The sequence below is a fragment of the Pseudomonas sp. v388 genome (assembly GCF_003935425.1).
Classification (GTDB): Bacteria; Pseudomonadota; Gammaproteobacteria; order Pseudomonadales; family Pseudomonadaceae; genus Aquipseudomonas.
The window spans coordinates 249,767-275,038 of the sequence record NZ_RHQN01000009.1; the positions used below are offsets into that span (position 1 = coordinate 249,767).

A 25,272-nucleotide genomic window follows, 5' to 3' on the forward strand; every position below is an offset into this window, starting at 1 on the left:
GCAAGCTCTACCGCTGACGTTCCCAGACTTCAAAGCTGTACGCCGGCTTGCCGTCGAGTGCCGGATTTTCGGTGTCGGACACCTTGGTCCATTGCTGCGCATCGAACTCCGGAAACCACGCATCGCCTTCAGGGCTGAGTGCGACGCGGGTCAGGTACAGGCGATCAGCTTGCGGCAGTGCCTGGGTATAAAGCTGAGCCCCACCTATCAGCATGACTTCATCGGCGCCTTGCTCGGTCGCCCATTGTTCAGCGCGTTCTACGGCGGCGCCCAGGGACGAAAACACTTCGGCACCTTCGAGTTGCAGATCAACCTGGCGACTGACCACCAGATTCAACCGGCCCGGCAGCGGACGACCCAATGAATCCCAGGTCTTGCGACCCATGATGATCGGCTTGCCCAGTGTCGTGGCCTTGAAATACTTGAAATCCCCCGGCAAGTGCCAGGGCATGGAATTGTCGACGCCGATGACCCGGTTTTCACCAAGCGCGGCAATCAGGCTGAGGGGAAGATGTCTTTTCATGGCGCGAAGGATATCAGAGCCGGAGCGAGGATAAGACTGAACTGAGATACGCGATGCTCAGTCCCAACACAGCGGTTATGCTCACCGCTGAATTTGATGAAGAGACGCTGTGTGACTGCCCTGACTCCACTCGATACGCTCTGGTTGACCGAAGCGGTGCGCTTGCGTGAACAGCACGCCGGTTCGCTCGATGACCAGGAAGCCAACCGCCGCGCCCGTGCCGCCGAGGGCGACCTGACTGCCCGCATCACTCACCGTGCCCTGTGGCTGGCCCGGCGCGACGGCATGCTCGATGCGCTGCGCCGCTGGAAGCAGGGCGCGCGGCTGGCCTTGATCGCCTTGGTGGTCCTGGCCATCGTCAGCGGCTCGGGTCTGGCCTTTGCGGCCATGGGCGACGGGCAAGTGCCGGTCAACGTGTTCTGGGCGCTGGGCAGTCTGCTTGGCTTGAACCTGATCCTGTTGATCAGCTGGGCGTTGGGCCTGATCTTCGCCGGGCGCGGCAATACCGGACTGGGCCGCCTGTGGTTGTGGCTCAGCGAAAAGCTGGCCCGCGACGCACAGGCAGCACAGCTGGCACCCGCGTTGATTCTGCTGCTGCAACGGCGGCGACTCAATCGCTGGCTGCTGGGCCTGGTGGTCCACGGCTTGTGGCTGGTCGCTTTAGTCAGCGCACTGGTATTGCTGCTGATGTTGATGGCGACCCGGCGTTATGGGTTTGTCTGGGAAACCACCATTCTGGGCAGCGACACCTTTGTCACCCTCACTCAAACGCTGGGCGCCCTGCCCGCGCTGCTCGGCTTCAGCATTCCGGACGAAGTCATGATCCGCGCCAGCGGCAACGGTGCGCTGGGCATAGAGAATGCCCGGCAGGCTTGGGCGGCCTGGCTGGTCGGCGTTCTGCTGATCTACGGCATCCTGCCGCGACTGGCTCTGGCGCTGTTCTGCCTGTGGCGCTGGAAACGTGGCCGTGCAAGCCTGAGGCTGGATCTGGAGCTGCCGGACTATCAGGCACTTCGTGACCACCTGATGCCCAGTAGCGAAAGGCTGGGCGTGAATGACGCCGCGCCCGCCGAGCTGCACCAGATCCAGTCACATTCAGGCTCGGCCAATAGCGACGGTGCGTTACTGGTCGCCATCGAACTGGACGGCCAACATGAATGGCCGCCGCATCTGCCGTCAGGCGTGGCAGACGCAGGCATTCTCGACAGCCGTGAGTCCCGCCACCGTTTGCTGGAACAGTTGACGCTCTACCCGCCGGCTCGCTTGCTGATCGCCTGTGACCCGCGCCGCTCGCCGGATCGTGGCAGCCTGGCATTGATCGCAGAGCTGTCGCGCTGCGCCGGGGCGACCCGGATCTGGCTGCTACCGGCGCCTGCCGGGCAATCGCTGGACATGGAGCGCGTTGAAGATTGGCAAGTTGCCCTGCAAAAACTTGATCTGAGTTGGTCCAGCGATGCACAGCTGGGTTGGCTGGAGACCGGCCATGAATGAGCCCACCGGCAAGTTACGTGCAATCAAGCTGGCGGTGGTCGGCCACACCAATGTGGGCAAGACTTCGCTATTACGCACCCTGACCGGCGATGTGCATTTTGGTGAGGTTTCTCATCGACCAAGCACCACCCGTCATGTGGAAGGCGCGAGACTCTCGGTAGACGGCCAGCCGGTGCTGGAGCTGTACGACACACCTGGCCTGGAAGACGCCATCGCCCTGCTCGATTACCTGGAACGCCTGGACCGACCCGGCGAACGTCTCGACGGCCCGGCGCGGCTCGATCGCTTCCTGGACAGCAGCGAAGCCCGACAGCGCTTCGAGCAGGAAGCCAAAGTCCTGCGTCAGTTGCTGGATTCCGACGCCGGTCTGTACGTGATCGATGCCCGCGAACCGGTGCTGTCCAAATACCGTGACGAGCTGGCAGTGCTGGCCAGCTGCGGCAGGCCGCTGTTGCCGGTGCTAAATTTCGTCAGCAGCCGCGATCACCGCGAAGCCGACTGGCGCGAGGCATTGTCGCGGCTTGGCCTGCACGCGCTGGTGCGTTTCGACAGCGTCGCGCCGCCCGAGGATGGCGGCCGCCGCTTGTATGAAAGCCTGGCACTGATGCTGGAAAGCGCGCGTCCGCAGATGGAGCGCCTGATCAAGGATCAGCAGGCGCAGCGCGAAGCCCGGCGGCATGGCGCGGCACGGCTGATCGCGGAAATGCTGATCGACTGCGCAGCCTGTCGCCGCAGCGTGGAAACCAGTGCCGATAAGGAAGCGCTGGCTGTCGAAGCGCTGCGCCAGGCCATTCGGCAACGTGAACAACGCTGTGTGGAAGCGCTGCTCAAGCTGTACGCGTTTCGCAAGGATGACGTGACCACCAGCGATCTGCCGTTAATGGACGGCCGTTGGGGCGATGACCTGTTCAATCCCGAGACGCTCAAGCAATTGGGCATACGCGTGGGCAGCGGCGTCGCGGCAGGTGCCGCCGCAGGTGCCGGGGTCGATCTGATGGTTGGCGGTGTCACGCTGGGCGCCGCCGCCTTGGTTGGCGCTATCGCCGGCGGCGCCTTGCAGACCGCTCGCAGTTACGGCGGGCGATTGCTGGGCAAGATCAAGGGCCATCGCGAGCTGACGGTGGATGAAGGCGTCTTGCGCCTGCTCGCCTTGCGTCAGGGGCACCTGCTGTTCGCGCTGGGCGTTCGTGGTCACGCGGCGGTGCATAGCCTGGAATTGAGCGCGCCGGATGACCAGACCTGGCGCCAAGGCAAGCTTCCTCCTGCGCTGAACAAGGCGCGTGCCTATCCGCAGTGGTCTTCGCTCAACCCGCATCCCAAGCTCAATCAGGCTGAGCGGCAGGAAGCGATCGATGAGCTGGCCGCTACGATCACCGCGTAGCCGTAGGGCCACCGGGGCGGCGATCCGTCTTGCCGGCGAACGGACCGGTCTTCAGTGGAGGCTCTCGCCACTCAAGCCGGCACTCCGCCTGTCCACCCGATACGCGGTTCGCGGACAAGTCCGCTCCTACACTGTATGATCGCGCGCCCGATTCACCCGGAAGCTGAACGCAAATGAAATCCACCCTGATCGCCGCCGCAGAACTCGATCGCATCGACACCTGGGCCAAATACTCCAGCCACATGTGCGGGGGCTGCATCTCCAGCTGCTGCACGTTGCCTGTCGAAGTGAAGATCAAGGACCTGATCCGTATCGGGATCGTGGATGAATTCGAGCGTGGTGAACCGGCAAAGAACATCGCCAAGCGCTTGCAGAAGGAAGGTATTGTCGAGCGTTACAACCAGAAGACCGAGATCTTCACGTTGCAGCGCATGAGCAACAACGACTGCCTGTATCTGGATCGCAAGAGTCGCCTGTGCACCATCTACGAAAAACGCCCGGACACCTGCCGCAACCACCCGAAAGTCGGGCCGCGCCCAGGTTACTGCGCCTACAAGCCCAAGGCCGTCGAGCGCCAGAGCAGCGGCACGCTGAACTCCAATTCCGGCCGCGTGCCGCTGAAGTTCTGACTTCCCACAATTTCGTGCGGGAGCGGCTTTAGCCGCGAAGAGGCCGGTTGGCGGCAGGCTCAACGACGCCTTCGCGGCTAAAGCCGCTCCTACGAAAAGCAATTTCAGCAGGCATAAAAAAACGCCCCCGGCCTTTCGACCGGGGGCGTTTTCATTCAGCCAGGCTTAAATCACGCCTTGGCTTTCTTGGCAGCGCGGGTACGCTCGCTTTCGTCCAGGATCTTCTTGCGAAGACGGATGGACTTAGGAGTCACTTCGCACAGCTCGTCGTCCTGGATGAATTCCAGAGCCTGTTCCAGAGTGAACTTGACAGGTGGAACCAGGGCGATGGTTTCGTCTTTACCCGAAGCACGCATGTTGTCGAGCTTCTTGCCTTTGGTCGGGTTCACACCCAGGTCGTTGTCGCGGCTGTTCAGACCAACGATCTGACCACCGTAGATTTCCTGACCGTGCTCAACGAACAGCTTGCCGCGAGCCTGCAGGGTTTCCAGGGAATAGGTCAGCGCCTTGCCCGTTTCAACCGAAACCAGAACGCCGTTCTGACGGCCGGACATGTCGCCGGACTTCATCACATCGTAACGGTCGAAGATCGAGGTCAGGATGCCTGCGCCGGAGGTCAGGGTCAGGAACTCGTTACGGAAACCGATCAGGCCGCGAGCCGGGATGTTGTACTCGAGGCGAACACGGCCCTTGCCATCCGGAACCATGTTGGTCAGGTCGCCTTTACGCAGACCCATCTGTTCCATGATTGCGCCCTGCGATTCTTCCGGCAGGTCGATGGTCACGTTCTCGTACGGTTCGTGCTTCACGTCGCCTACGCGACGGATGATCACTTCCGGACGGCCTACAGCCATTTCGAAGCCTTCGCGACGCATGGTTTCGATCAGAACCGAGAGGTGCAGCTCACCACGGCCGGAAACCTTGAACTTGTCGGCCGAGTCGCCTTCTTCAACGCGCAGAGCAACGTTGTACAGCAGCTCCTTGTCCAGACGTTCCTTGATGTTACGGCTGGTGACGAACTTGCCTTCTTTACCGCAGAACGGCGAGTCGTTGACCTGGAAGGTCATGGAAACGGTCGGCTCGTCAACGGTCAGCGGCTTCATCGCTTCAACGTTGGCTGGATCGCACAGGGTGTCGGAGATGAACAGCTCTTCGAAACCGCTGATGCAGACGATGTCGCCCGCTGCTGCTTCTTCAACGTCCACACGGTGCAGACCGTGGTGGCCCATCAGCTTCAGGATACGGCCGTTGCGCTTCTTGCCATCAGCGTCGATAGCCACAACCGGAGTGTTCGGCTTGACGCGGCCACGAGCGATACGGCCAACGCCGATAACACCCAGGAAGCTGTTGTAGTCCAGTGCGGAGATCTGCATCTGGAACGGACCGTCACGGTCAACCGACGGCGCAGGTACGTTGTCGACGATCGACTGGTACAGCGGGGTCATGTCTTCAGCCATTTCGGTGTGGTCCAGACCGGCAATACCGTTCAGGGCCGAGGCGTAGACGACTTTGAAGTCCAGCTGTTCTTCGGTAGCGCCCAGGTTGTCGAACAGATCGAAGATCTGGTCCAGAACCCAATCAGGACGCGCGCCCGGACGGTCAACCTTGTTGATGACCACGATTGGACGCAGGCCGGCTTCGAAAGCCTTCTTGGTCACGAAACGGGTTTGCGGCATTGGGCCGTCTTGAGCGTCGACCAGCAGCAGAACGGAGTCGACCATCGACATTACGCGCTCGACTTCACCACCGAAGTCGGCGTGGCCCGGGGTGTCCACGATGTTGATGTGGTAGCCGTTCCAGTTGATCGCGGTGTTCTTCGCGAGAATGGTAATGCCGCGCTCTTTTTCCTGGTCGTTGGAGTCCATGACGCGCTCGTCGTTGAGCTCGTTGCGCTCAAGAGTGCCGGACTGACGCAGGAGTTTGTCGACCAGGGTGGTTTTACCATGGTCAACGTGAGCAATGATGGCGATGTTGCGTAGATTTTCGATCACTTGTGTATCTCGATCAGAGGATTCGGTCTGCTGACTGAAAACAGACAGCCATTAACAGTTAAGAGTCGGCGAAAGCCGCTACGGCTTGGCGACTGGTGTCGGGGGGCCGGTGACGCAGGCCACAGGCAAACAGCCCCGGGCACTTAGCTCGGTCGATATACGCGCACATTGGCATGCCCCTCACTGAGCAAATGATGAGCATGCAGGCGGCTCATGACGCCTTTGTCGCAATACAACAGGTACTGGCGCGTGTTATCCAGTTCCTTGAAACGGCTGTTCAATGCATAGAACGGCACGGTCTGTATCTCGATTCCCGGCACTTGCAACGGCTGGTCGTCCTGGGCATCCGGATGACGGATGTCGATGATGACCTGACCGGCCAGCGCCTGGCTGACTTCTTCGATCTCGACACTGCGGCTCAGATCCTCGATCACCTTGTCGATCGGGACCAGCCTGGCGCGTTCGAGCGCTTGCTCGAGAATCGCCATGTCGAACTGTTTTTCTTCGTACTCAACGCGGTCGCGCTTGGCGTTGGTCTTTGGGTTGACCGAGATCACCCCGCAATACTCAGGCATGTGCCGGGCGAAGTCGGCGGTGCCGATTTCAGTCGCCTGGTCGACGATATCCTGCTTGTGGCTGGCCACCAGAGGGCGCAGAACCAGTTTGTCGGTCGCCGAGTCGATCAGCGACAGGTTGGGCAGCGTCTGGCTGGAAACCTGGGAGATCGCTTCGCCGGTGACCAGTACATCGATCTCCAGACGGTCGGCCACAGCGGATGCAGCGCGTAACATCATACGCTTCAAAACTACACCCATATGACTGTTATCGACTTTTTGCAGGATTTCTCCGAGAACTTCCTCGAACGGCACGCTGACGAACAGCACGCGCTGGGAGCTGCCGTACTTTTTCCAGATGAAATGCGCGACTTCCATGACGCCCAGTTCATGGGCGCGACCGCCCAGATTAAAGAAGCAGAAGTGCGCCATCAGCCCGCGGCGCATGATCTGGTAGGCCGCGACGGTGGAATCGAAACCGCCGGACATCAGCACCAGCGTCTGTTCCAGCGCGCCGAGCGGGTAACCGCCCAGACCTCTGTGCTGGTCATGAATCACGAACAACCGTTGGTCGCGAATTTCCATGCGCACGACGAGTTCGGGCTTTCTCAGCTCGATTCCGGCAGCGCCACACTGCTTGCGCAACTGGCTGCCGACGTATTTTTCGACGTCCATCGAACTGAAACTGTGCTTGCCCGCGCGCTTGCAACGCACGGCGAACATCTTGCCCGGCAACAGATCGCCGTAGTGTTCCTTGCACTTCGCGACGATATCGTCCATGTCGCCCAGTGGATACTCGGCCACCTGCAGGAAGTTGGCGATGCCCGGCATGCAGCTCAGGCGCTCGGTAATGCCCTGCAGCACCTTCGGATCGTCAGACCGGGTTTCCACCTCGAGATTGTCCCACACGCCACCCACGACAATGTCCGCGTCCAGTTCCCGGAGCACGGTACGAATGTTCTTGCCCAGTTGCCGGATGAATTTCTTGCGAACCGGCGGGCTCTTGATGGTGATTTCTGGGAAAACTTTGACGATTAGTTTCATGGAAACAGTGCGTGAGGTGCCGGTCGAAAAAGGGGGGCGCGGATTATAGCGGAAATTGCTCAAGGTTTAACCAGTTATCGTACTGCCGATCATCAGCGCACCAAAACGGATCACTCAAACATTTCAAGGCGCCATTAAGGTGCGCATATTTTCCGTAAAAGCCGTTTTTATCCCTGAAATGCCTGCCTTTGAGGCATTAAACCCAACACGGGGCACTGGCATGCAAATTGCTCCCTTGTGAGGCAGGTTGCCTTGGCAGAGTATTCGCGCCGGCAGCACCAAATTTTAAAGGGCCAAAAATACAAATGGGCTCTTAGCCACCCGGAGGACACCATGTCGAAGTCGGTTCAACTCATCAAAGATCATGACGTTAAATGGATTGATCTGCGCTTCACGGACACCAAAGGTACTCAGCACCACGTGACCATGCCGGCTCGCGATGCGCTGGAAGACGACTTCTTCGAAGTCGGCAAGATGTTCGACGGCTCCTCCATCTCCGGCTGGAAAGGCATCGAAGCTTCCGACATGATCCTGCTGCCGGACGACGAAACCGCCGTTTTGGACCCGTTCACCGAAGAGCCGACGCTGATCCTGGTCTGCGACATCATCGAACCGTCGACCATGCAGGGCTACGATCGCGACCCGCGCGCCATCGCCCACCGTGCCGAGGAATACCTGAAGTCCACCGGTATCGGCGACACCGTGTTCGCAGGCCCCGAGCCTGAGTTCTTCATCTTCGACGAAGTGAAGTTCAAGTCCGACATCTCCGGTTCCATGTTCAAGATCTTCTCCGAGCAAGGCTCTTGGATGTCCGACCAGGACGTGGAAGGCGGCAACAAAGGCCACCGCCCAGGCGTGAAAGGCGGCTACTTCCCGGTTCCGCCGTTCGACCATGACCACGAAATCCGCACCGCAATGTGCAACGCTCTGGAAGAAATGGGCCAGGTCGTGGAAGTTCACCACCACGAAGTGGCGACCGCCGGCCAGAACGAAATCGGCGTGAAATTCAACACGCTGGTCAAGAAGGCTGACGAAGTTCAGACCCTCAAGTATTGCGTACACAACGTTGCCGACGCTTACGGCCGCACCGCGACCTTCATGCCCAAGCCTCTGTACGGCGATAACGGTTCGGGTATGCACGTTCACATGTCCATCGCCAAAGATGGCAAGAACACCTTCGCCGGCGAAGGCTATGCCGGCCTGTCCGATACCGCCCTGTACTTCATCGGCGGCATCATCAAGCACGGCAAGGCGCTGAACGGCTTCACCAACCCGTCGACCAACTCCTACAAGCGTCTGGTCCCAGGGTTCGAAGCACCGGTCATGCTGGCCTATTCGGCTCGTAACCGTTCCGCCTCGATCCGTATTCCTTACGTCTCCAGCCCACGCGGCCGTCGTATCGAAGCGCGCTTCCCGGACCCATCGGCCAACCCGTACCTGGCGTTCGCCGCTCTGTTGATGGCTGGCCTGGACGGCATCCAGAACAAGATCCACCCTGGCGATGCGGCCGACAAGAACCTGTACGATCTGCCGCCTGAAGAGGCCAAAGAGATCCCACAAGTTTGCGGCAGCCTGAAAGAAGCCCTGGAAGAGCTGGACAAGGGTCGTGCGTTCCTGACCAAAGGCGGCGTTTTCAGCGACGACTTCATCGATTCCTACATCGAACTGAAGAGCGAAGAAGAAATCCGCGTGCGCACCTTCGTGCACCCACTGGAATACGAGCTGTACTACAGCTGCTAATCCAGTCGCGTCCGCTCTAGCGGCGTAAGAAAGACCTCCTTCGGGAGGTCTTTTCGTTTCTGCGCCCGGCACAGGGCGCCACGGGCTGCGGTAGACAATTAACGCAGACGCATCTATGTTTTCGGCATTCCAGCGGTCCAGGACAACCGAGCCGGGCTGTACATCCAGGCCCGACTCCAAAGCCATCACAAGCCCGATTCGAGATTACGCCTGTGCGCCTTTCTTCTATTGCTTCACTGCTGACATTCGCCTGCCTGCCATTCACCCTTGCCCATGCACAACCGCCTGAACACACCACTCTGGAACCGCTGCTTGCGGCCATCAGCGAACGCCTGACCATCGCCGATCAGGTCGCGCTGAGCAAATGGGACAGCGGCCAGGCGGTGGAAGATGCGCCGCGCGAACAGCAAGTGATCGACGCAGCCCGGGCACGAGCGGTGGAATTCAAGCTGGAACCCGATGACGTCCAGCGCCTGTTTCACGCGCAGATCGAGGCCAACAAGCGGGTGCAGAACGCATTGCTGAGCGAGTGGCGGGCGGACGGCCGGGCGCCGGACATGGCCCGGCCGAATCTGGCGCAGGACATTCGCCCGCGGCTCGACCGCCTTCAAGGCCGACTGCTTCAGGCTTACGCCGACTTTCAGCCACTTCGAGAATCATCTGAGTGCGGCGCCGTGCTCAACGCCGGGCTCAAGCAGCATTTGAGCGATCCGATCCACGATCAGGCGCTGGTTCTGGCCACCGCAGATCTATGTGCGGCCAGGCAATAACGCGCCAAGGATGCCAATGCCCGAGACCGTTTGTGGTGCGGTATATGTTTACCGCCATCGCGGTCCGACTCCCGGTCATGCTTGCGGCTCGTCCCACTACCCGTGAGTTTCGAGCATGTCCAGAGCACTCGTTGTCATCTTCACCCTGCTGATAATGGCCGGCTGCGCCGTTACCGACAAAAAGCGGCCTTCCGTGGCGCCCCAGGTCCTGCTGAAAAGCACGTCGTCCTGGGATGGCACGCCTTACCGCAGCTATCCGAAGGGCCAACCGGAGCTGACGATCCTGAAAATCAACATCCCGGCCAACACCAGGATGAAATGGCACAAGCACCCGATCCCCAATGCCGCCTACGTCGTTTCCGGGCAGATCACGGTGCAGGCCAAGGGCTCCTCGCGAAAGATCCAGCTCAAGGCAGGCGATACACTCGCGGAAATGGTCGATATCATGCACCGCGGCGTGACCGGCAGCGAACCGGTCGAGCTGATTGTGTTTTATGCTGGCACTCCCGGAACGCCACTGTCGCAGTGAGCCGGCATCCAGCCTCTGCATTCGGAGCCATCATGCGTCGATCCCTTGCCTGTCTGTTGCTGTTGATCAGCCTGCCCGTGGCCGCGCAGATCTATAAGTACACGGACGCCAACGGCAATACGGCCTACAGCAATCAGCCGCCGGACGGCACCAAGGCAGAAGCCGTCGAGCTGCCGCCACTCAATAGCGTCGAGCCCTCGGCCCGGCGTTACGATCCGCCGCCGGCGCCAGCCGGAGACACCGCACAGCCGCAAGCTGCCTACACCACACTCGAGCTGACCGACCTGCCCACTGACGAGGCGCTTCGAGCCAACAACGGCACCTTCATCATCGGGGTGAAGATCGAGCCGCGTCTGAGGTCGGGCCACCTGATGCAATTGCTGGTCGATGGCGCCCCTTACGGTCAGCCGTCCAACATCCCGCGCTTCCAGGTGATGAATATCGATCGGGGTGAACACAGCTTCGCGGTCGTGGTGCAGGATGCTCAGGGCATTCTTCAGCAAAGCCCGACCATGACGCTTACGGTGCAGAGAGTCCATGTCAATCGGCCTTGAAGCTCGCCTGCTGGCGTGCCTGCTGGCGCTGACGAGCCTGCCGGTGCTGGCGGATGTCTATACCTATATCGACGCCAACGGCAACCGGGTCTTCACCGACCAGCCGCACAAGAACGCCAAGCGCCTGGACATCAAGCCCAGCAACAGTATGAACGGTGCGCCACCTGCCCGAACGGTACAGGCCAGGCCGGTGGCACCCGCTGTCGACCCGATATTTCACTACCAACTGCTGCGGATTCTGGCACCGGAACCGGACGCGACGCTCAGCAGCCCCAGCGGCAACCTGATCGTGACCGTCAGCAGCGAACCAGCACTGGAAGCCGATCACCTCTACCGGCTGCTGCTGGACGGCCAACCCATCGGCGAGCCGAGCCGAAGCCCGGTGTTCGCGCTGCACAACATCGACCGCGGTACCCATCAGGTGTCGGTGGAAATCTTCGATAAATGGGGCCGTGTTCTGGAGAAGACGCCCAACCAGCCGTTCCACTTGCAGCGCATCACCCTGGCGCAAAAGCGCAAGACCAACCCCTGCAAGAAGGAAGAGTACGGCGTGCGACCCGAATGTCCTCTCAAGGACAAGCCCGAGGAAGAGAGCAGCATCCTGCCCTTCTTCTAACCGGAATCCGCCACTGAATTACCCTTCATGACAGGCACCGTATTGGTGCATGATAAGCGTCATTGCGCCTCAAGACAGCCCAATTTGGTTCGTACGCGTGGGGCAAGCGGCGCCTTATGCGAGCATCCGCGCAAAAAAAGGTCCATTTGTTTAGGTAAAACGCTTCTTTTCGGAGCCTTGGTTTGGTTTTTGCAACTTCTCTGAAACAGCATGCCGATGAACGCCGTGCAAACGGCTTGGCCCATGCTTGTGAGGACCAGCCAGCGCCAGCACTGCGCGCCTGCAATGTGCCAAGAGAGGTCGACACGATTCATGACTATCAGCGACGCGCTGCACCGACTGTTACTGGATAACCTGACCACTGCCACCATTCTGCTCAACGCAGACCTGCGCCTTGAGTACATGAACCCGGCGGCCGAGATGTTGCTGGCCATCAGCGGTCAGCGCAGCCATGGGCAATTCATCAGTGAACTGTTCACCGAGTCTGCCGAGGCACTGAGTTCCCTGCGCCAGGCAGTGGAACAGGCTCACCCGTTCACCAAGCGCGAAGCCATGCTCACCGCGCTCACCGGGCAGACGCTGACAGTCGACTATGCCGTGACGCCGATCCTCAATAAAGGCGAGACGTTGCTGTTGCTTGAGGTTCATCCTCGCGACCGCCTGCTGCGCATCACCAAGGAAGAGGCCCAGCTTTCCAAGCAGGAAACCACCAAGATGCTGGTGCGCGGCCTTGCCCACGAAATCAAGAATCCACTGGGCGGCATCCGTGGCGCAGCACAGCTGCTGGCCCGCGAGCTGCCGGAGGAAAGTCTCAAGGACTATACCAACGTCATCATCGAGGAAGCCGACCGCCTGCGTAATCTGGTGGACCGCATGCTCGGCTCCAACAAGCTGCCATCGCTGGCGATGACCAACGTCCACGAAGTGCTGGAACGCGTTTCCAGTCTGGTGGAGGCAGAAAGCCAGGGTTGCATCACGTTGGTGCGCGACTACGACCCGAGCATTCCGGACGTCCTGATCGATCGGGAACAGATGATCCAGGCCGTGCTCAATATCGTGCGTAACGCAATGCAGGCCATCGGCGGCCAGAACGGGTTGCGCCTGGGTCGCATCACCTTGCGCACCCGCGCAATGCGTCAGTTCACCATTGGCCATATCCGTCATCGGCTGGTCAGCAAGATCGAAATTATCGACAACGGCCCCGGTATTCCGGCCGAGCTTCAGGAAACCATCTTTTATCCCATGGTCAGCGGACGCCCGGACGGAACAGGGCTGGGACTCGCCATCACCCAGAACATCATTAGCCAGCACCAGGGCTTGATCGAGTGTGAAAGCCATCCCGGCCACACCACATTCTCGATCTTCCTGCCGCTGGAACAAGGAGCAGCTTCGACATGAGCCGTAGTGAAACTGTCTGGATCGTAGATGACGATCGTTCCATCCGCTGGGTACTGGAAAAGGCCCTGCAACAGGAAGGCATGACCACGCAAAGCTTCGACAGCGCCGATGGGGTCATGAGCCGCCTGGCCCGTCAGCAGCCGGACGTGATCATCTCCGACATTCGCATGCCCGGCGCCAGCGGCCTGGACTTGCTGGCGAAGATTCGCGAACAGCACCCTCGCCTGCCGGTGATCATCATGACCGCTCATTCGGACCTGGACAGCGCCGTCGCGTCGTACCAGGGCGGCGCGTTCGAATACCTGCCCAAGCCGTTCGACGTGGACGAAGCCGTTTCTTTGGTCAAGCGCGCCAATCAGCATGCCCAGGAACAACAAGGCCTGGACGTGCCGCCCACGCTGACCCGCACCCCGGAAATCATCGGCGAAGCACCGGCGATGCAGGAAGTGTTTCGCGCCATCGGGCGTCTGAGCCACTCCAACATCACCGTGCTGATCAACGGCGAATCGGGTACAGGTAAAGAGCTGGTCGCCCATGCGCTGCATCGCCACAGCCCGCGTTCGGCATCACCTTTCATCGCCTTGAACATGGCGGCGATCCCCAAGGACTTGATGGAGTCGGAGCTGTTCGGCCATGAAAAAGGCGCCTTCACCGGCGCGGCCAACCTGCGACGCGGCCGTTTCGAACAGGCGGACGGCGGTACGCTGTTCCTCGACGAAATCGGTGACATGCCGGCCGACACCCAGACCCGCTTGCTGCGCGTGCTGGCAGACGGCGAATTCTACCGGGTTGGCGGTCATACGCCGGTCAAGGTCGATGTACGCATCATCGCGGCAACCCACCAGAATCTGGAAACGCTGGTGCAGGCCGGCAAGTTCCGCGAGGACTTGTTCCACCGTTTGAACGTGATCCGGATTCACATCCCGCGCATGTCGGACCGCCGTGAAGACATCCCGACCCTGGCCAAGCACTTCCTGAGCCGCGCCGCGCAGGAACTGGCCGTGGAGCCGAAACTGCTCAAGGCCGAGACCGAGGAATACCTCAAGCATCTGCCATGGCCGGGGAACGTGCGTCAGTTGGAAAACACCTGCCGCTGGATCACGGTCATGGCCTCGGGTCGCGAGGTTCACATCAGTGACCTGCCGCCGGAGCTGCTGAGCCTGCCGCAGGACGCAGCACCGGTGACCAACTGGGAACAGGCCTTGCGCCAGTGGGCCGATCAGGCCCTGGCACGCGGCCAGTCGAGCCTGTTGGACAGCGCCGTGCCGACCTTCGAGCGAATCATGATCGAAACCGCCCTCAAGCACACCGCCGGCCGCCGCCGCGACGCCGCCGTGCTGCTGGGCTGGGGTCGCAACACCTTGACCCGCAAGATCAAGGAGCTGGGCATGAAGGTCGATGGCGGGGATGATGACGAGACAGACGAAGGCTAGGCGGCATAGATGATTTGCTTTCGCCAGCAAGACGGATCGCCGCCTTGCTGGCGAAGGCGGACAGATCCGGCCCCACGAACATCACTCAGCCAGCGAAGGCTTTTCCCACAGATTGATTCCACCCTCTACAGCGAAACGGTCGATTTCGGCCAGTTCTTCGCTGCTGAAGGTCAGGTTCTGCAAGGCACCCACGTTTTCCACGATCTGCTCCGGACGGCTCGCGCCAATCAGGGCAGAGGTTACGCGCGGGTCGCGCAGGGTCCAGGCCAGGGCCATTTGCGCCAGGCTTTGTCCACGGCGCTGGGCGATTTCATTAAGCGCACGTACATGAGCGAGGTTCTGCTCGGACAAGTGCGCCGCCTGCAGTGAACCGCCACCGGGACGATTGACCCGCGCATCGTCAGGCACACCATTGAGGTACTTGTTGGATAGCAGGCCTTGGGCGAGTGCTGTAAAGGCGATTACGCCAGCGCCCAACTCTTCGGTCGCATCCAACAGATCCTTTTCCACCCAGCGGTTGAGCAGGTTGTAGGCCGGCTGATGGATCAGCAGCGGCACTTTCCACTCTTTCAATAGCGCGGCGATTTCCCGGGTCTTGGCGCCGGAATAAGACGAGATCCCGATGTACAGCGCCTTGCCCTGCTGAACGGCTGTGGCCAGCGCGCTCGCGGTCTCTTCCAGCGGAGTGTCGGGATCGAAACGGTGCGAATAGAAGATATCCACATAATCCAGCCCCATGCGTTGCAGGCTTTGGTCCAGGCTGGCGAGCACGTATTTGCGCGATCCGCCGCCCTGGCCGTATGGTCCGGGCCACATGTCCCAACCGGCCTTGCTGGAGATGATCAACTCGTCGCGGTAGGCCTGAAAATCCTCCCGCAGCAGACGGCCGAAGTTGATTTCCGCACTGCCGTACGGTGGGCCGTAGTTGTTAGCCAGGTCGAAATGGTTGATGCCCAGATCGAATGCCGTGCGCAGCATCGCACGCTGGGTGTCGATGGGCGTGCTATCGCCGAAGTTGTGCCACAGGCCCAAGGACAGCGCAGGCAGTACCAGCCCACTGCGTCCGGTGCGGCGGTAGGGCATGTCTTCATAGCGGTTTTCGGCGGCGATATAAGTCATTGAAGCCTCTCTTGTGGATGTCGGCGGGCTGTAGGTGGCGCATCACTGTCTTTGCCAGACGGCCTGCTGGATATCGACTCGCTTGGGAATCAGTCGGTTCTCATAGAACAGATCGGCGGTGGCCTGTTGCGCCTTGATGATCTCCGGGCTGATCGGCAGCGTCGGCGACGCAGGACGGTGGTCAATGTAGCGCGTGATCACCGCTTCAGGCAGCCCCATGCTGCGGGTCAGAGTGGCAATGCTGTCGGCACGCTGGTCGCGGGTCAGGTCATCAGCCCGTGTCAGTTCATCGAGCACGTGCCGGACAAACAGCGGGTACTGCTCGGCAAAGCTGCGCCGAGCGGTGTAGAACGGCCCGGACAAGCCCAGCCCTTCGCCATCGGCCAGCAGTCGGCTATGACCCTCGACCAGCGCGATGGAATAGTACGGGTCCCAGATCGCCCAGGCATCGACGCTACCGTTCTCGAACGCGGCCCGCGCGTCGGCCGGGCTCAGATAGATCGGCTGGATGTCCTTGAACGTCAACCCGGCTTTGTTCAAGGCGCGCAAGACCAGGTTGTGGGCGCTCGAACCCTTTTGCAGCGCAACCTTGCGGCCTTTGAGGTCGGCCACGTTGTTGAGCGAGCTTTCGTTGCGCACCAGAATGCTTTCCGCCGAAGGCTTGGCCGGCTCGGCGCCGACGTAGACCAGATCGGCACCGGCCACCTGAGCGAAGATCGGCGGGATATCGCCCGTCGAGGCGATGTCCAGGCTGCCGATATTCAAGGCTTCAAGCATTTGCGGCCCGGCCGGAAACTCGATCCACTTGACGTGTGTATCCGCGAACCGCTTCTCCAGCAGGCCATGCTCCTTGGCCAGCACCAGCGTGATCGAGCCTTTCTGGTAGCCGATGCGTAGCGTGTCCGGCTCGGCAGCCTGAACACTGTTGATCAGCCCGCAGAATGCGAGCGCTGCGGTAAAGAGTGCCAGTGGTTTCATAACTGCTTTCCTTGGGGTGTTCATTGTCCTGAGGTCTACTGGTGTGGGAACGCATAGGGCTCACTCAAACCGGTTCGACGGCCTGGGCAATCCCAGGTTTTCCCGCAGGGTCGTGCCTTCGTATTCGGTGCGGAACAGCCCGCGACGTTGCAGTTCGGGAACCAGCAGTCGGGCGACGTCTTCCAGGCCGCCGGGCAGATGCGGCACCAGCACGTTGAAGCCATCGGCTGCGCCCTGTTCAAACCAGACCTGCAACTCGTCGGCAATCTGCGTCGGTGTACCAATCAGGTTGTAATGCCCTCGCCCACCGGCAATGCGTCTGCCCAACTGTGTCAGGTTGAGATTTTCGTCGGCCGCCAGATCCGTCAGCAATTTCTGGCGACTGCGCTGGCCGCTGTCGGTCAGCGGCAGTTCCGGGAGCGGGCCGTCCAGTGGATAGCCCGACAGATCGAAGTTGCCCAGCATGCGACCCAGCAGCGCGACGCCCACCTGCGGCTCGACCAGATCCTGAAACGACTCGAATTTCTCCTGCGCCAAGGCTTGGGTTTCCGCTACCACGATGAACACGCCGGGCATGATCTTCAGCGACTCCGGGCTGCGTCCATAGATCGCCAGCCGTCCCTTGAGGTCTGCGTAAAAGGCTTGGGCATTGGCCAGCGAAGTCTGCGCCGTGAACACCACTTCAGCGGTCTGCGCGGCCAGATCGCGACCCACTTCGGACGAGCCGGCCTGCACCACCACCGGCTGGCCTTGCGGAGAACGCGCCACGTTCAGCGGCCCTTTGACCTTGAAATGCTCGCCCTCGTGATTCAGCACATGCAGCCTGGCCGGGTCGTAATACTGCCCGCCGGCCTTGTCTCGGGTGAAAGCGTCATCGGCCCAGCTGTCCCACAAACCCGTCACCACCTGATGAAATTCTCGCGCCCGACTGTAACGCTCGGCATGCCCGACGTGCTGCTCACGGCCGAAGTTCTGCGCTTCGGCCGCTGCGTCCGACGTCACCAGATTCCACCCCGCGCGGCCACCCGACAGGTGATCGAGGGAAGCAAACTTGCGCGCCACGTGGTACGGCTCGTTATAGGTGGTGGTCGCGGTAGCGATCAGCCCGATGCGATCGGTCACCGCGCTCAGGGCCGAAAGCAGGGTCAGCGGCTCGAAATGATCGGAGCGCGCCATATGGCTGGCGATGTCTCCGGTTGCCGCCGCCACGCTGTCGGCCACGAACAGCGCATCGAACTTCGCCGCCTCCGCCACTTGCGCCAGATGCCGGTACTGCTTGAAATCCAGACCTGCGTCGGCTGGTACCTCCGGATGGCGCCAGGCCGCGACGTGGTGACCGGTGGCCATCAGGAACGCGCCCAGCTTCAACTGACGAGCAGACTTGCTCATATCAGACTCCTTGGAATTGATTGAGGGTTGTCGCACGCAACGGCTCAAAAGTCCTTACGCAATTGCACACCGAAGTAACGCTCATCATCACGCGGCACTGAGCGATAGATGTAGCTGCCGCCGGTGGCGAGCATCGGTGCATAGGACTTGTCGGCGAGGTTTTTGCCCAGCAACGCGACGCGCCAGCCTTCGTTGTAATCGGCCAGGGCGACGCTGGCATTCCAGAGACCGTAGGCGCCCTGCCTGGTGTCGGGGTTCTGGCTGATGTCGTACTGCACTTCGCTCTGCCAGCTGTAATCGGTGCCCAGTTCGATATCCAGGCCGTTATCCAGCGCGATGGTGTAGTCGGCACGAACGTAGCTTTTCCAGTCCGGGCTGTAGGGCAGCGTCTTGCCATCGACATTGCAGGACGCTGCCGCACCGGCCGGGCAAGCGAAGGTGTCGATGCGCGCCTTGGTATAGGCCAGCGCTCCGGAAATCTTCAGGTTGTGGGCGGCCTGCAAGGCGTAATCCAGCTCGACGCCTTCGGTGCTGACACTGCCGGCGTTGATCAACCGGGTTACCACCTGGCCGGCCACGCTGTCGTAGAAGTTGGCCTGATAGTTGTCGTAGTCGCTATGGAACACCGCCAGATTGGTGGTCAGGCGATTGTTCCAGGAAGAAGCCTTGATGCCGACTTCCCAAGTGTTAGAGGTTTCCGGTTTGAGCGCATCGGTATCCCGCGGCTGCATGTTGAAGAACACGTTGTAGGCCGGTCCTTTGTAGCCTCGCGAGTAGGTGACGTAGGTGGTGACGTCGTCGCTCAAATCGTACTGCAGACCCAGGCGACCAGACTTGCCGTCCTCGTCCACCGAGCCGGAACTGCTGGTGGCCGGCTGGATGCCGCTGACGGTGGTGGCCGAGGTCGAAACGCGGCGGTGGTCGTATTCCAGCCTGTCGTGGGTCCAGCGCAGCCCGGCAATCGCACGGAAATCCGGCGTGAAGTTGAAAGTGCTTTCGCCGAACACCGAGTAGCTGTCGCTGGTGGTGCTGTAGTCGGCTATACCGCGGCTCTGGCTGGTCGGTGTGATCAGGGTGCGCTGATAGGTTTCGTCACTCTTGCCATGCATATAGAACAGGCCGCCGACGTATTCGAGAAATTCGCCTTTGGGCGAGGCCAGCCGCAGTTCCTGGGAATACTGGTTGTACTCCAGCTCGCCCTTGTCTTCAGTGCCGGGGAACGCGGCAGTAATGGTGCCGAGGCGGTCGCCGTCCTGATACTGGGTGTTGTCCCAACCGCGCCAGGCGGTAATCGATGTCAGGGTGTAATCGCCCAGTTGCCAGTCCAGTTGCCCGGACAAGCCCTTGTTGACGTCGTCCACATGGCTGCGGAAATCGCTGTTCACGTCGCGATTGTCACTGTCGGCCCGCACCGGCGCCAACGCACCGGCAAATGCGGGGGTCAGCGCTTGGGTCACCACGCCATTGGGCGCGTCGTCATGGGATTGCATGTAATCCGCCGCCAGAGTGAACGTTACGTCGTCACTGGGCGTGAACTCCAGCTTGCCGCGTGCGCCCTTGCGGTTGTAACCATTGACCTCATGACCGTTGAGCTGGTTATCGACGTTGCCGTCGTAGCTGCCGAACAGGGTGGTGATCGAGCCTTTCAGCCTGTCGGGAATCAGGCTGCCGCCGATGCCAAAACGGGTACGGCTTTCATTGCCGCTGTAATAGGACTGGTCGATATAGCCGTGGGTCTGCTCGGTGGGCGCTTTGGTAACCACGTTGAGCACACCCGCCGACGCGTTCTTGCCGAACAGTGTGCCTTGCGGACCGCGCAGCACTTCGATGCGTTCCAGGTCGAGCAGATCCAGGGTGGCCTGGCCCGGACGGCCGTAGACCACGCCGTCGATCACAGTGGCCACGGTCGGCTCGACGCCCGGTGAGGTGGAAATGGTACCCACGCCGCGAATGAACAGCGAGGTGTCTTTGTTGGAAGCGCCGGTCCGGAAATTCAAAGTGGGAATCTGCTGGACGATGCTCGCCACGCCGTTGCGGTTATCGCGCTCCAGTTGCTCGCCTTCGACCACCGAGACGGCGACCGGCACCTTTTGCAGCGACTCTTCGCGGCGCGTAGCGGTGACCGTCACCGATTTGAGTGTCGTTTCCTGAGCGGCCGCTCCCTGCACCGCAGCGGTGTCCGCCAGCGCGTGCGCCATCGGCATTGCCGCAAGCCCCAGCAACAGCCAGCCATAATGACGCCCCCGCGCCTGGCCCGCCTGCTGAACGGCCTGCGCCAGAAGATGTTGTTTGCCCAAATCCCCACGTGTTGTGTGCATCTGCGTGCCTGCCTGACTATGCCCAGATCGACCAGTGCCGGGCACTGGTGCCTTTTGTTGCTTGCGCGCTAGAGGCTTCAGGCATTCGCGGTGGCGAGTAGCACAACCTTTGTTGTTAGCGCTAACATCACAAGTATCAGGACCCGGCAGCTAGATCGTCCAATACTGAAAAATTACTTTTATATTCCTTTTTCTTTTATACGAAGTGATAGCCCATGGCTGAAGAAATCCCGGCAACCCGCAAACGTCGAGGCGCGGGGCGAGTCACCATCAATGACGTCGCCCGCCAGGCCGGCGTGTCGGCGATCAGCGTGTCGCGTTTTTTCAATCAACCTGATCAGGTATCGCCAGAGTTGCGCGAGCGTATCGGGGCGGCAGTCAGCGGGCTTGGCTATGTGCCGAACCTGGTCGCTGGCGGCCTGGCGTCGGCGCGCAGTCGAGTGGTGGCGATGGTGATCCCGAATATCTCCGGGCCGATCTTCGCCGATACCATTCAAGGTTTCAGCGATACCCTGAGCGCGCACGGTTTCCAGCTGTTGCTGGCGTCGAGTTACTTCTCGGCCGATCAAGAAGAGAGCGCGGTGCGCGCCTTTCTCGGCTGGTCACCTGCCGCACTGGTATTGACCAGCCGTTTCCACAGCGCGGCGACGGAAGCCATGATCCACCAGGCCGATATCCCGATCATCGAAACCTGGGATTACCAGCCGGAACGCGCGCCCATCCAGATCGGGTTTTCACACGTTGAAGTGGGCATCACTGCCACCCGTTACCTGCACGACAAAGGCTACCGCCGCATCGCCTTCGTGCAGAACAGCATGGCTGGCGACTTGAGCGCTCTGGAACGCCGCGACGGTTACATCGCAACGCTCGAAGCCATCGGTCTGGAACCGCGGGTGTTCGTACCCGAGGCCGGACTCACGCCCTTCGAAGCCGGCAAGCAGGCCATGGAAACACTGATGAGCAGCCCCGAACGGCCCGACGCGGTGTTCTTCGCCAATGACAACCTTGCAGCGGGCGGACTTTTGGCAAGCCAACGCGCCGGCCTGCGTATTCCGCAAGACTGCGCCATCATGGGTTTCGGCGATTACGCCTTCGCACACATGCTGCTGCCAAGCCTGACCACCATCAAACCACCTGCGCTGGAAATCGGCGTACTGGCCGCCCGCCGGGTTCTGGAAAGCCTCGGTGTATTGCCGGTCGAAGGGGAAATCCAGCGGCTGAACCTGCTGGGTTGCAGTTTGATTGAACGGGAAAGTGCTTGAGACCTGGCTGCAAGCTACAAGCTTTTGACCTGTAGCTTGCAACTTGGGGCTTGCAGCTGCCCTGTCAACGCACCAAATGCAAAAACTGCATGTGTCGTTCGTACTGGTCGAGCACGTCGTTGATGACCTGTTCCTTGCTGTAGCCCACCAGATCGTAATCCTGGCTGCCTTCGCTCAAATGAACCTCAGCGCGGTAATAGCGGCGGTTGTTCAGTTGCTTGGAGCCCATGCCGCCGCGGGCGAAGGACGGCGTGAAGAAACCTTTCATCTGGACTTGATAGATGAACGGGCGCTCCTCGCCATGGCCGATTTCCAGGCTGACCGAGTCGTGGGCCGGGTCGGGCAAGGTGTCGACGCTCAAGCCTTTCTCAAGAAATACCGCGGTCACTTCTTCGATGGCCGGACGCACGGTCTGGTCGAGGAAGCGATAGACCTCGTCGCGGGACGGGTAATGCACCGCCTGACTCAAGCGCTGGCGCCAGCCGCCGCGTCGCGCGCCGGAAACCGGAGCGAGCGAATACAGCTGGGCGATCTGCCGTTGGGATTCCATGAAGAAGGCTTTGTGCAGGCCCCACATCATCAACAGCAGGATCAGCGAGAACGGTAGCGAAGTGAGCACCACCGCTGACTTGAGGGCATCGATGCTTCCGGAGAACAGCAGGCCGCTGGTGATCAGCGCGGTCGCCACGCCCCAGAACACGCGCAGCCATTTCGGGCCGTCTTCGTCCGGGTTGCCGCCTTTGGCGGACAGGGTCGAAAGCACCACGGTGCCGGAATCCGCCGAAGTCACGAAGAACACGAAGCTGATGAAGACCGTCACGGCAATGACCGTCTTGCTCCACGGATAGGTCTCCAGCAGCAGGTACAGGGTCATCGACGGGTCATCGATTGCCGATTGCCCCAGCGCGGTCATGCCGTGGTTGAGCACTTGATCGATGGCGCTGTTACCGAAGATCGACATCCACGCCAGGGTGAAACCCAGCGGAATCAATAGCACGCCGAACACGAATTCGCGGATGGTGCGGCCGCGGGAAATGCGGGCGATGAACAGGCCCACGAACGGCGACCATGCGATCCACCAGGCCCAATAGAACACCGTCCAGCCGCCCAGCCAGTCACTGGGTTTGTCGTAGGCGTAGACGTCGAAACTCTTGACCGGCAGCGCGCCGAGGTAGTCGCCGATGTTCTGTACCAGGGTGTTGAGCAGGTGCTGCGTGGGGCCGGCGAACAACACGAACAACAGCAGCGCACAGGCCAACAGCATATTGATGTCGGACATGACCCGCACGCCCTTGTCGACGCCCGCAACGGCCACCAGAATCGCCGCGCCCATCATCAATGTGATCAGGCCGACCTGAATCCAGTGGGTATGGGCGACGCCGAACAGGTAATCAAGGCCGGAGTTGAGGTGCAGCACCCCAAAGCCCATGTCCGCACCCAGGCCGAAGATGGTCGCGATGATGCCGAAGCCATCCACGGCATAGCCGATGGGGCCGTTGATGCGCTTGCCAATCAGCGGGTACAGCGCAGACCGCAAGGCCAGCGGCAGGTTATGCCGATAGGCGAAGTACGCCAGCGCCATGCCGACAAATGCGAACACGCCCCAGCCATGCAAGCCCCAGTGCAGAAAAAGCAGTTGCATGCCCTGCCGCGCCGCTTCGGTGCTACCGGCCTCGCCTTGCGGCGGTTGCAGCAGGTGGGTCAAAGGCTCGGAAACGCAGAAGAAGAACAGCGTGATGCTGATCCCCGCGGCGAACAGCATGCCGGCCCAGGAGAGATAGCTGAATTCGGGCTCGTCGTGGTCGGCACCGAGCTTGATCTTGCCGTAGCCGGATACGGCGGTGACCACCACGAAGACCAGATACAGCGTCATGACCAGCATGTAGTACCAGCCGACCGTATTGGCCGCCCAGTTCTGCGCCGCCAGCAGCCACTGGCCGCTGGCCTGCGGAAAGGCGATGACGATGACACCGAAGATCAGGATGAAACTGGCGGCGAAGTAGAAAACCGGCGCATTCATGCGCACCAGGCCGCTGGATGGGGAGCTTGATGCACTCATGAAATGTGCACCTGTATTGCTGGCAAAGGCACTGCGAAAAACGGATGTGGCAAAGGTCAGCCTCCTGTTGTGAGCGGGCAGCGAACCACCGGTTTTAATTGAACGAGCGTTCAATTAAAACATGAATAGTCTTGAAATGACTAATCGCAGCCCGGTGGCCGCGCGCTAGGACCACGCTATGACGCACGGTCTACGGGGTTCGTTCCGCTTGTCGGGGAGGGACTGAAACGCAATTTTTTGTATGAGTCAGCGAGGAATGGCGTACACGAGGATTGTGGGTGGGAGGAGCTTGCTCGCGACCGCGATAGACCCGCGCCGTCAACGATGACTGACACACTGCAGTCGCCAGCCAGCTGTCTCCCGCCGGGCCGCGTCCGCAGCGTTGTGCAGGTCATTCACTTCTGCGTGCCGTCGTCCTGCTGTTGCAACAGGTTGGCCTGGGTCAGGTTGCAGCCGGCCGGAACGCTGCGGGTCAGCCAGACATTGCCGCCGATGGTCGACCCCTTGCCGATGGTGATGCGCCCCAGAATGGTCGCGCCGGCATAGATGACCACGTCATCCTCGACGATAGGATGGCGCGCGTGGCCTTTTTGCAACTGCCCGTCTTCATCCGCCGGAAAGCGTTTGGCGCCCAGTGTCACGGCCTGATAGATCCGCACCCGCTCGCCGATGATTGCCGTTTCGCCAATCACCACACCTGTGCCGTGGTCGATGAAGAAACTCGGGCCGATCTGGGCGCCGGGGTGGATGTCGATGCCGGTGGCCGAATGGGCGATTTCCGAACTGATGCGCGCCAGCAGCGGCAAGCCGGCGCGGTACAGATGATGCGCCAGACGATGATGGATCACAGCCAGAATGCCCGGATAGCACAGCAAGACTTCATCGACGCTGCGCGCCGCCGGATCGCCGTGATAGGCGGCCAGCACATCGGTATCCAGCAGACGGCGAATGCCAGGCAACGCCGTCGCGAAATCCTGGATCAGCGCCAACGCTTTTTCATCAATGCTCTTGAGGTCCTGCCCTTGCTGATGCGCGACGTAGCGCAATTCAAGTCGGGCCTGAGCCAGCAGTGCATTGAGCGAAACGTCCAGGGTGTGCCCGACGTAGAAGTCTTCGCTCTCCTCACGCAGATCGACCGGGCCGAGTCGCATCGGGAACAGTGCGCCGCTCAGCGCTTCAAGGATCTCGCTCATTGCTGCACGGGAAGGCAGCTCTCGGCCGCCGTGCTCGCCGCTCACTCGCCGGTTGCGGGTGCGCCAGTCGTCGCGGGCATCGCGCAATTGGCTGACGATTCGCTGCAACTGCCAATGGCTGGAACGACCTTCGGCACAAGCTTCTGGAATATCGCTCACGCTGAACTCTCCTTGCTGTCAGAAAAAGCGCGGCCTGGACGCTGCCGGCCACCGTTGCACCACTCTACGGCAAAGATTCCTGCGGAAAAAATAACTATTTTCTGACGGCTATACCGCCTGATCCATGAACAGGCACAGGTTG

20 protein-coding genes are annotated in these 25,272 nt (G+C 60.8%); 11 read left to right on the top strand and 9 right to left on the bottom strand.

Features of this window, described 5'->3' with window-relative positions; genetic code table 11:
• Positions 1-7 precede the first annotated feature (7 nt).
• The gene (locus tag EGJ27_RS20930; protein ID WP_125832653.1) at positions 8-523 is read right to left on the bottom strand and encodes a dihydrofolate reductase; all 516 of its coding nucleotides are present in this window, start codon (positions 521-523) and stop codon (positions 8-10) included.
• Positions 524-634: 111 nt separating this feature from the next.
• On the opposite strand from EGJ27_RS20930, the gene EGJ27_RS20935 reads away from it, so the two are divergent.
• The 3 genes from EGJ27_RS20935 (at position 635) to EGJ27_RS20945 (ending at position 4,024) form a co-directional block, all read left to right on the top strand.
• The gene (locus EGJ27_RS20935) at positions 635-2,014 is read left to right on the top strand and encodes a DUF2868 domain-containing protein (RefSeq protein WP_125832654.1); all 1,380 of its coding nucleotides are present in this window, start codon (positions 635-637) and stop codon (positions 2,012-2,014) included.
• Positions 2,007-3,395, top strand: a complete 1,389-nt coding sequence (locus tag EGJ27_RS20940) for a DUF3482 domain-containing protein (RefSeq protein WP_125832655.1) — start codon at positions 2,007-2,009, stop codon at positions 3,393-3,395. The genes EGJ27_RS20935 and EGJ27_RS20940 overlap by 8 nt, the downstream gene beginning before the upstream one ends.
• Before the next feature lie 173 nt (positions 3,396-3,568).
• Complete coding sequence (locus tag EGJ27_RS20945; protein ID WP_125832656.1) at positions 3,569-4,024, top strand: YkgJ family cysteine cluster protein; 456 nt, start codon at positions 3,569-3,571, stop codon at positions 4,022-4,024.
• A gap of 170 nt (positions 4,025-4,194) precedes the next feature.
• Here the strand turns inward: EGJ27_RS20945 and typA are convergent, their stop codons facing one another.
• The gene (gene typA / locus EGJ27_RS20950) at positions 4,195-6,015 is read right to left on the bottom strand and encodes a translational GTPase TypA (protein WP_125832657.1); all 1,821 of its coding nucleotides are present in this window, start codon (positions 6,013-6,015) and stop codon (positions 4,195-4,197) included.
• A 143-nt stretch (positions 6,016-6,158) separates the two neighbouring features.
• Positions 6,159-7,613 (bottom strand): tRNA uracil 4-sulfurtransferase ThiI, encoded by a 1,455-nt coding sequence (gene thiI / locus EGJ27_RS20955; protein ID WP_125832658.1) that lies wholly within the window; start codon positions 7,611-7,613, stop codon positions 6,159-6,161.
• A gap of 333 nt (positions 7,614-7,946) precedes the next feature.
• On the opposite strand from thiI, the gene glnA reads away from it, so the two are divergent.
• From glnA to ntrC, 7 genes are all read left to right on the top strand, one after another.
• Positions 7,947-9,353 (top strand): glutamate--ammonia ligase, encoded by a 1,407-nt coding sequence (gene glnA, locus EGJ27_RS20965; RefSeq protein ID WP_125832659.1) that lies wholly within the window; start codon positions 7,947-7,949, stop codon positions 9,351-9,353.
• 212 nt (positions 9,354-9,565) lie between these two features.
• Positions 9,566-10,123: a chorismate mutase gene (locus EGJ27_RS20970; RefSeq protein WP_125832660.1), complete on the top strand. Its 558-nt coding sequence runs from the start codon at positions 9,566-9,568 to the stop codon at positions 10,121-10,123.
• 154 nt (positions 10,124-10,277) lie between these two features.
• Positions 10,278-10,652 carry a cupin domain-containing protein gene (locus EGJ27_RS20975; protein ID WP_371920875.1) on the top strand — a complete coding sequence of 125 codons (375 nt, stop codon included), beginning with the start codon at positions 10,278-10,280 and terminating at the stop codon, positions 10,650-10,652.
• Between the two features lie 32 nt (positions 10,653-10,684).
• The gene (locus EGJ27_RS20980; protein ID WP_125832662.1) at positions 10,685-11,206 is read left to right on the top strand and encodes a DUF4124 domain-containing protein; all 522 of its coding nucleotides are present in this window, start codon (positions 10,685-10,687) and stop codon (positions 11,204-11,206) included.
• Positions 11,190-11,822 (top strand): DUF4124 domain-containing protein, encoded by a 633-nt coding sequence (locus EGJ27_RS20985; protein WP_125832663.1) that lies wholly within the window; start codon positions 11,190-11,192, stop codon positions 11,820-11,822. Before EGJ27_RS20980 ends, EGJ27_RS20985 begins: the two co-directional genes overlap by 17 nt.
• A gap of 312 nt (positions 11,823-12,134) precedes the next feature.
• Positions 12,135-13,220 carry a nitrogen regulation protein NR(II) gene (gene glnL, locus EGJ27_RS20990; RefSeq protein WP_125832664.1) on the top strand — a complete coding sequence of 362 codons (1,086 nt, stop codon included), beginning with the start codon at positions 12,135-12,137 and terminating at the stop codon, positions 13,218-13,220.
• Positions 13,217-14,653, top strand: a complete 1,437-nt coding sequence (gene ntrC, locus EGJ27_RS20995; RefSeq protein WP_125832665.1) for a nitrogen regulation protein NR(I) — start codon at positions 13,217-13,219, stop codon at positions 14,651-14,653. Before glnL ends, ntrC begins: the two co-directional genes overlap by 4 nt.
• A gap of 81 nt (positions 14,654-14,734) precedes the next feature.
• Here the strand turns inward: ntrC and mgrA are convergent, their stop codons facing one another.
• From mgrA to EGJ27_RS21015, 4 genes are read right to left on the bottom strand one after another with little or no spacing between them, the layout of a single operon-like run.
• Positions 14,735-15,772 (bottom strand): L-glyceraldehyde 3-phosphate reductase, encoded by a 1,038-nt coding sequence (mgrA, locus tag EGJ27_RS21000; protein WP_125832666.1) that lies wholly within the window; start codon positions 15,770-15,772, stop codon positions 14,735-14,737.
• A 42-nt stretch (positions 15,773-15,814) separates the two neighbouring features.
• Positions 15,815-16,750: a sulfonate ABC transporter substrate-binding protein gene (locus tag EGJ27_RS21005; protein ID WP_125832667.1), complete on the bottom strand. Its 936-nt coding sequence runs from the start codon at positions 16,748-16,750 to the stop codon at positions 15,815-15,817.
• 60 nt (positions 16,751-16,810) lie between these two features.
• Complete coding sequence (locus EGJ27_RS21010) at positions 16,811-18,139, bottom strand: LLM class flavin-dependent oxidoreductase (RefSeq protein ID WP_125832668.1); 1,329 nt, start codon at positions 18,137-18,139, stop codon at positions 16,811-16,813.
• A 44-nt stretch (positions 18,140-18,183) separates the two neighbouring features.
• On the bottom strand, positions 18,184-20,457 hold the full coding sequence (locus EGJ27_RS21015) for a TonB-dependent receptor (protein WP_125832669.1): 2,274 nt from the start codon (positions 20,455-20,457) through the stop codon (positions 18,184-18,186).
• A gap of 215 nt (positions 20,458-20,672) precedes the next feature.
• Between EGJ27_RS21015 and EGJ27_RS21020 the strand changes: the two genes are divergently transcribed.
• On the top strand, positions 20,673-21,719 hold the full coding sequence (locus EGJ27_RS21020) for a LacI family DNA-binding transcriptional regulator (protein ID WP_125832670.1): 1,047 nt from the start codon (positions 20,673-20,675) through the stop codon (positions 21,717-21,719).
• A 64-nt stretch (positions 21,720-21,783) separates the two neighbouring features.
• Here EGJ27_RS21020 and betT read toward each other — a convergent pair whose 3' ends face one another.
• Together betT and epsC are read right to left on the bottom strand one after the other, a co-directional pair.
• Complete coding sequence (betT, locus tag EGJ27_RS21025; RefSeq protein WP_177523074.1) at positions 21,784-23,739, bottom strand: choline transporter BetT; 1,956 nt, start codon at positions 23,737-23,739, stop codon at positions 21,784-21,786.
• A 434-nt stretch (positions 23,740-24,173) separates the two neighbouring features.
• Complete coding sequence (gene epsC / locus EGJ27_RS21030) at positions 24,174-25,130, bottom strand: serine O-acetyltransferase EpsC (RefSeq protein ID WP_125832672.1); 957 nt, start codon at positions 25,128-25,130, stop codon at positions 24,174-24,176.
• Positions 25,131-25,272 lie beyond the last annotated feature (142 nt).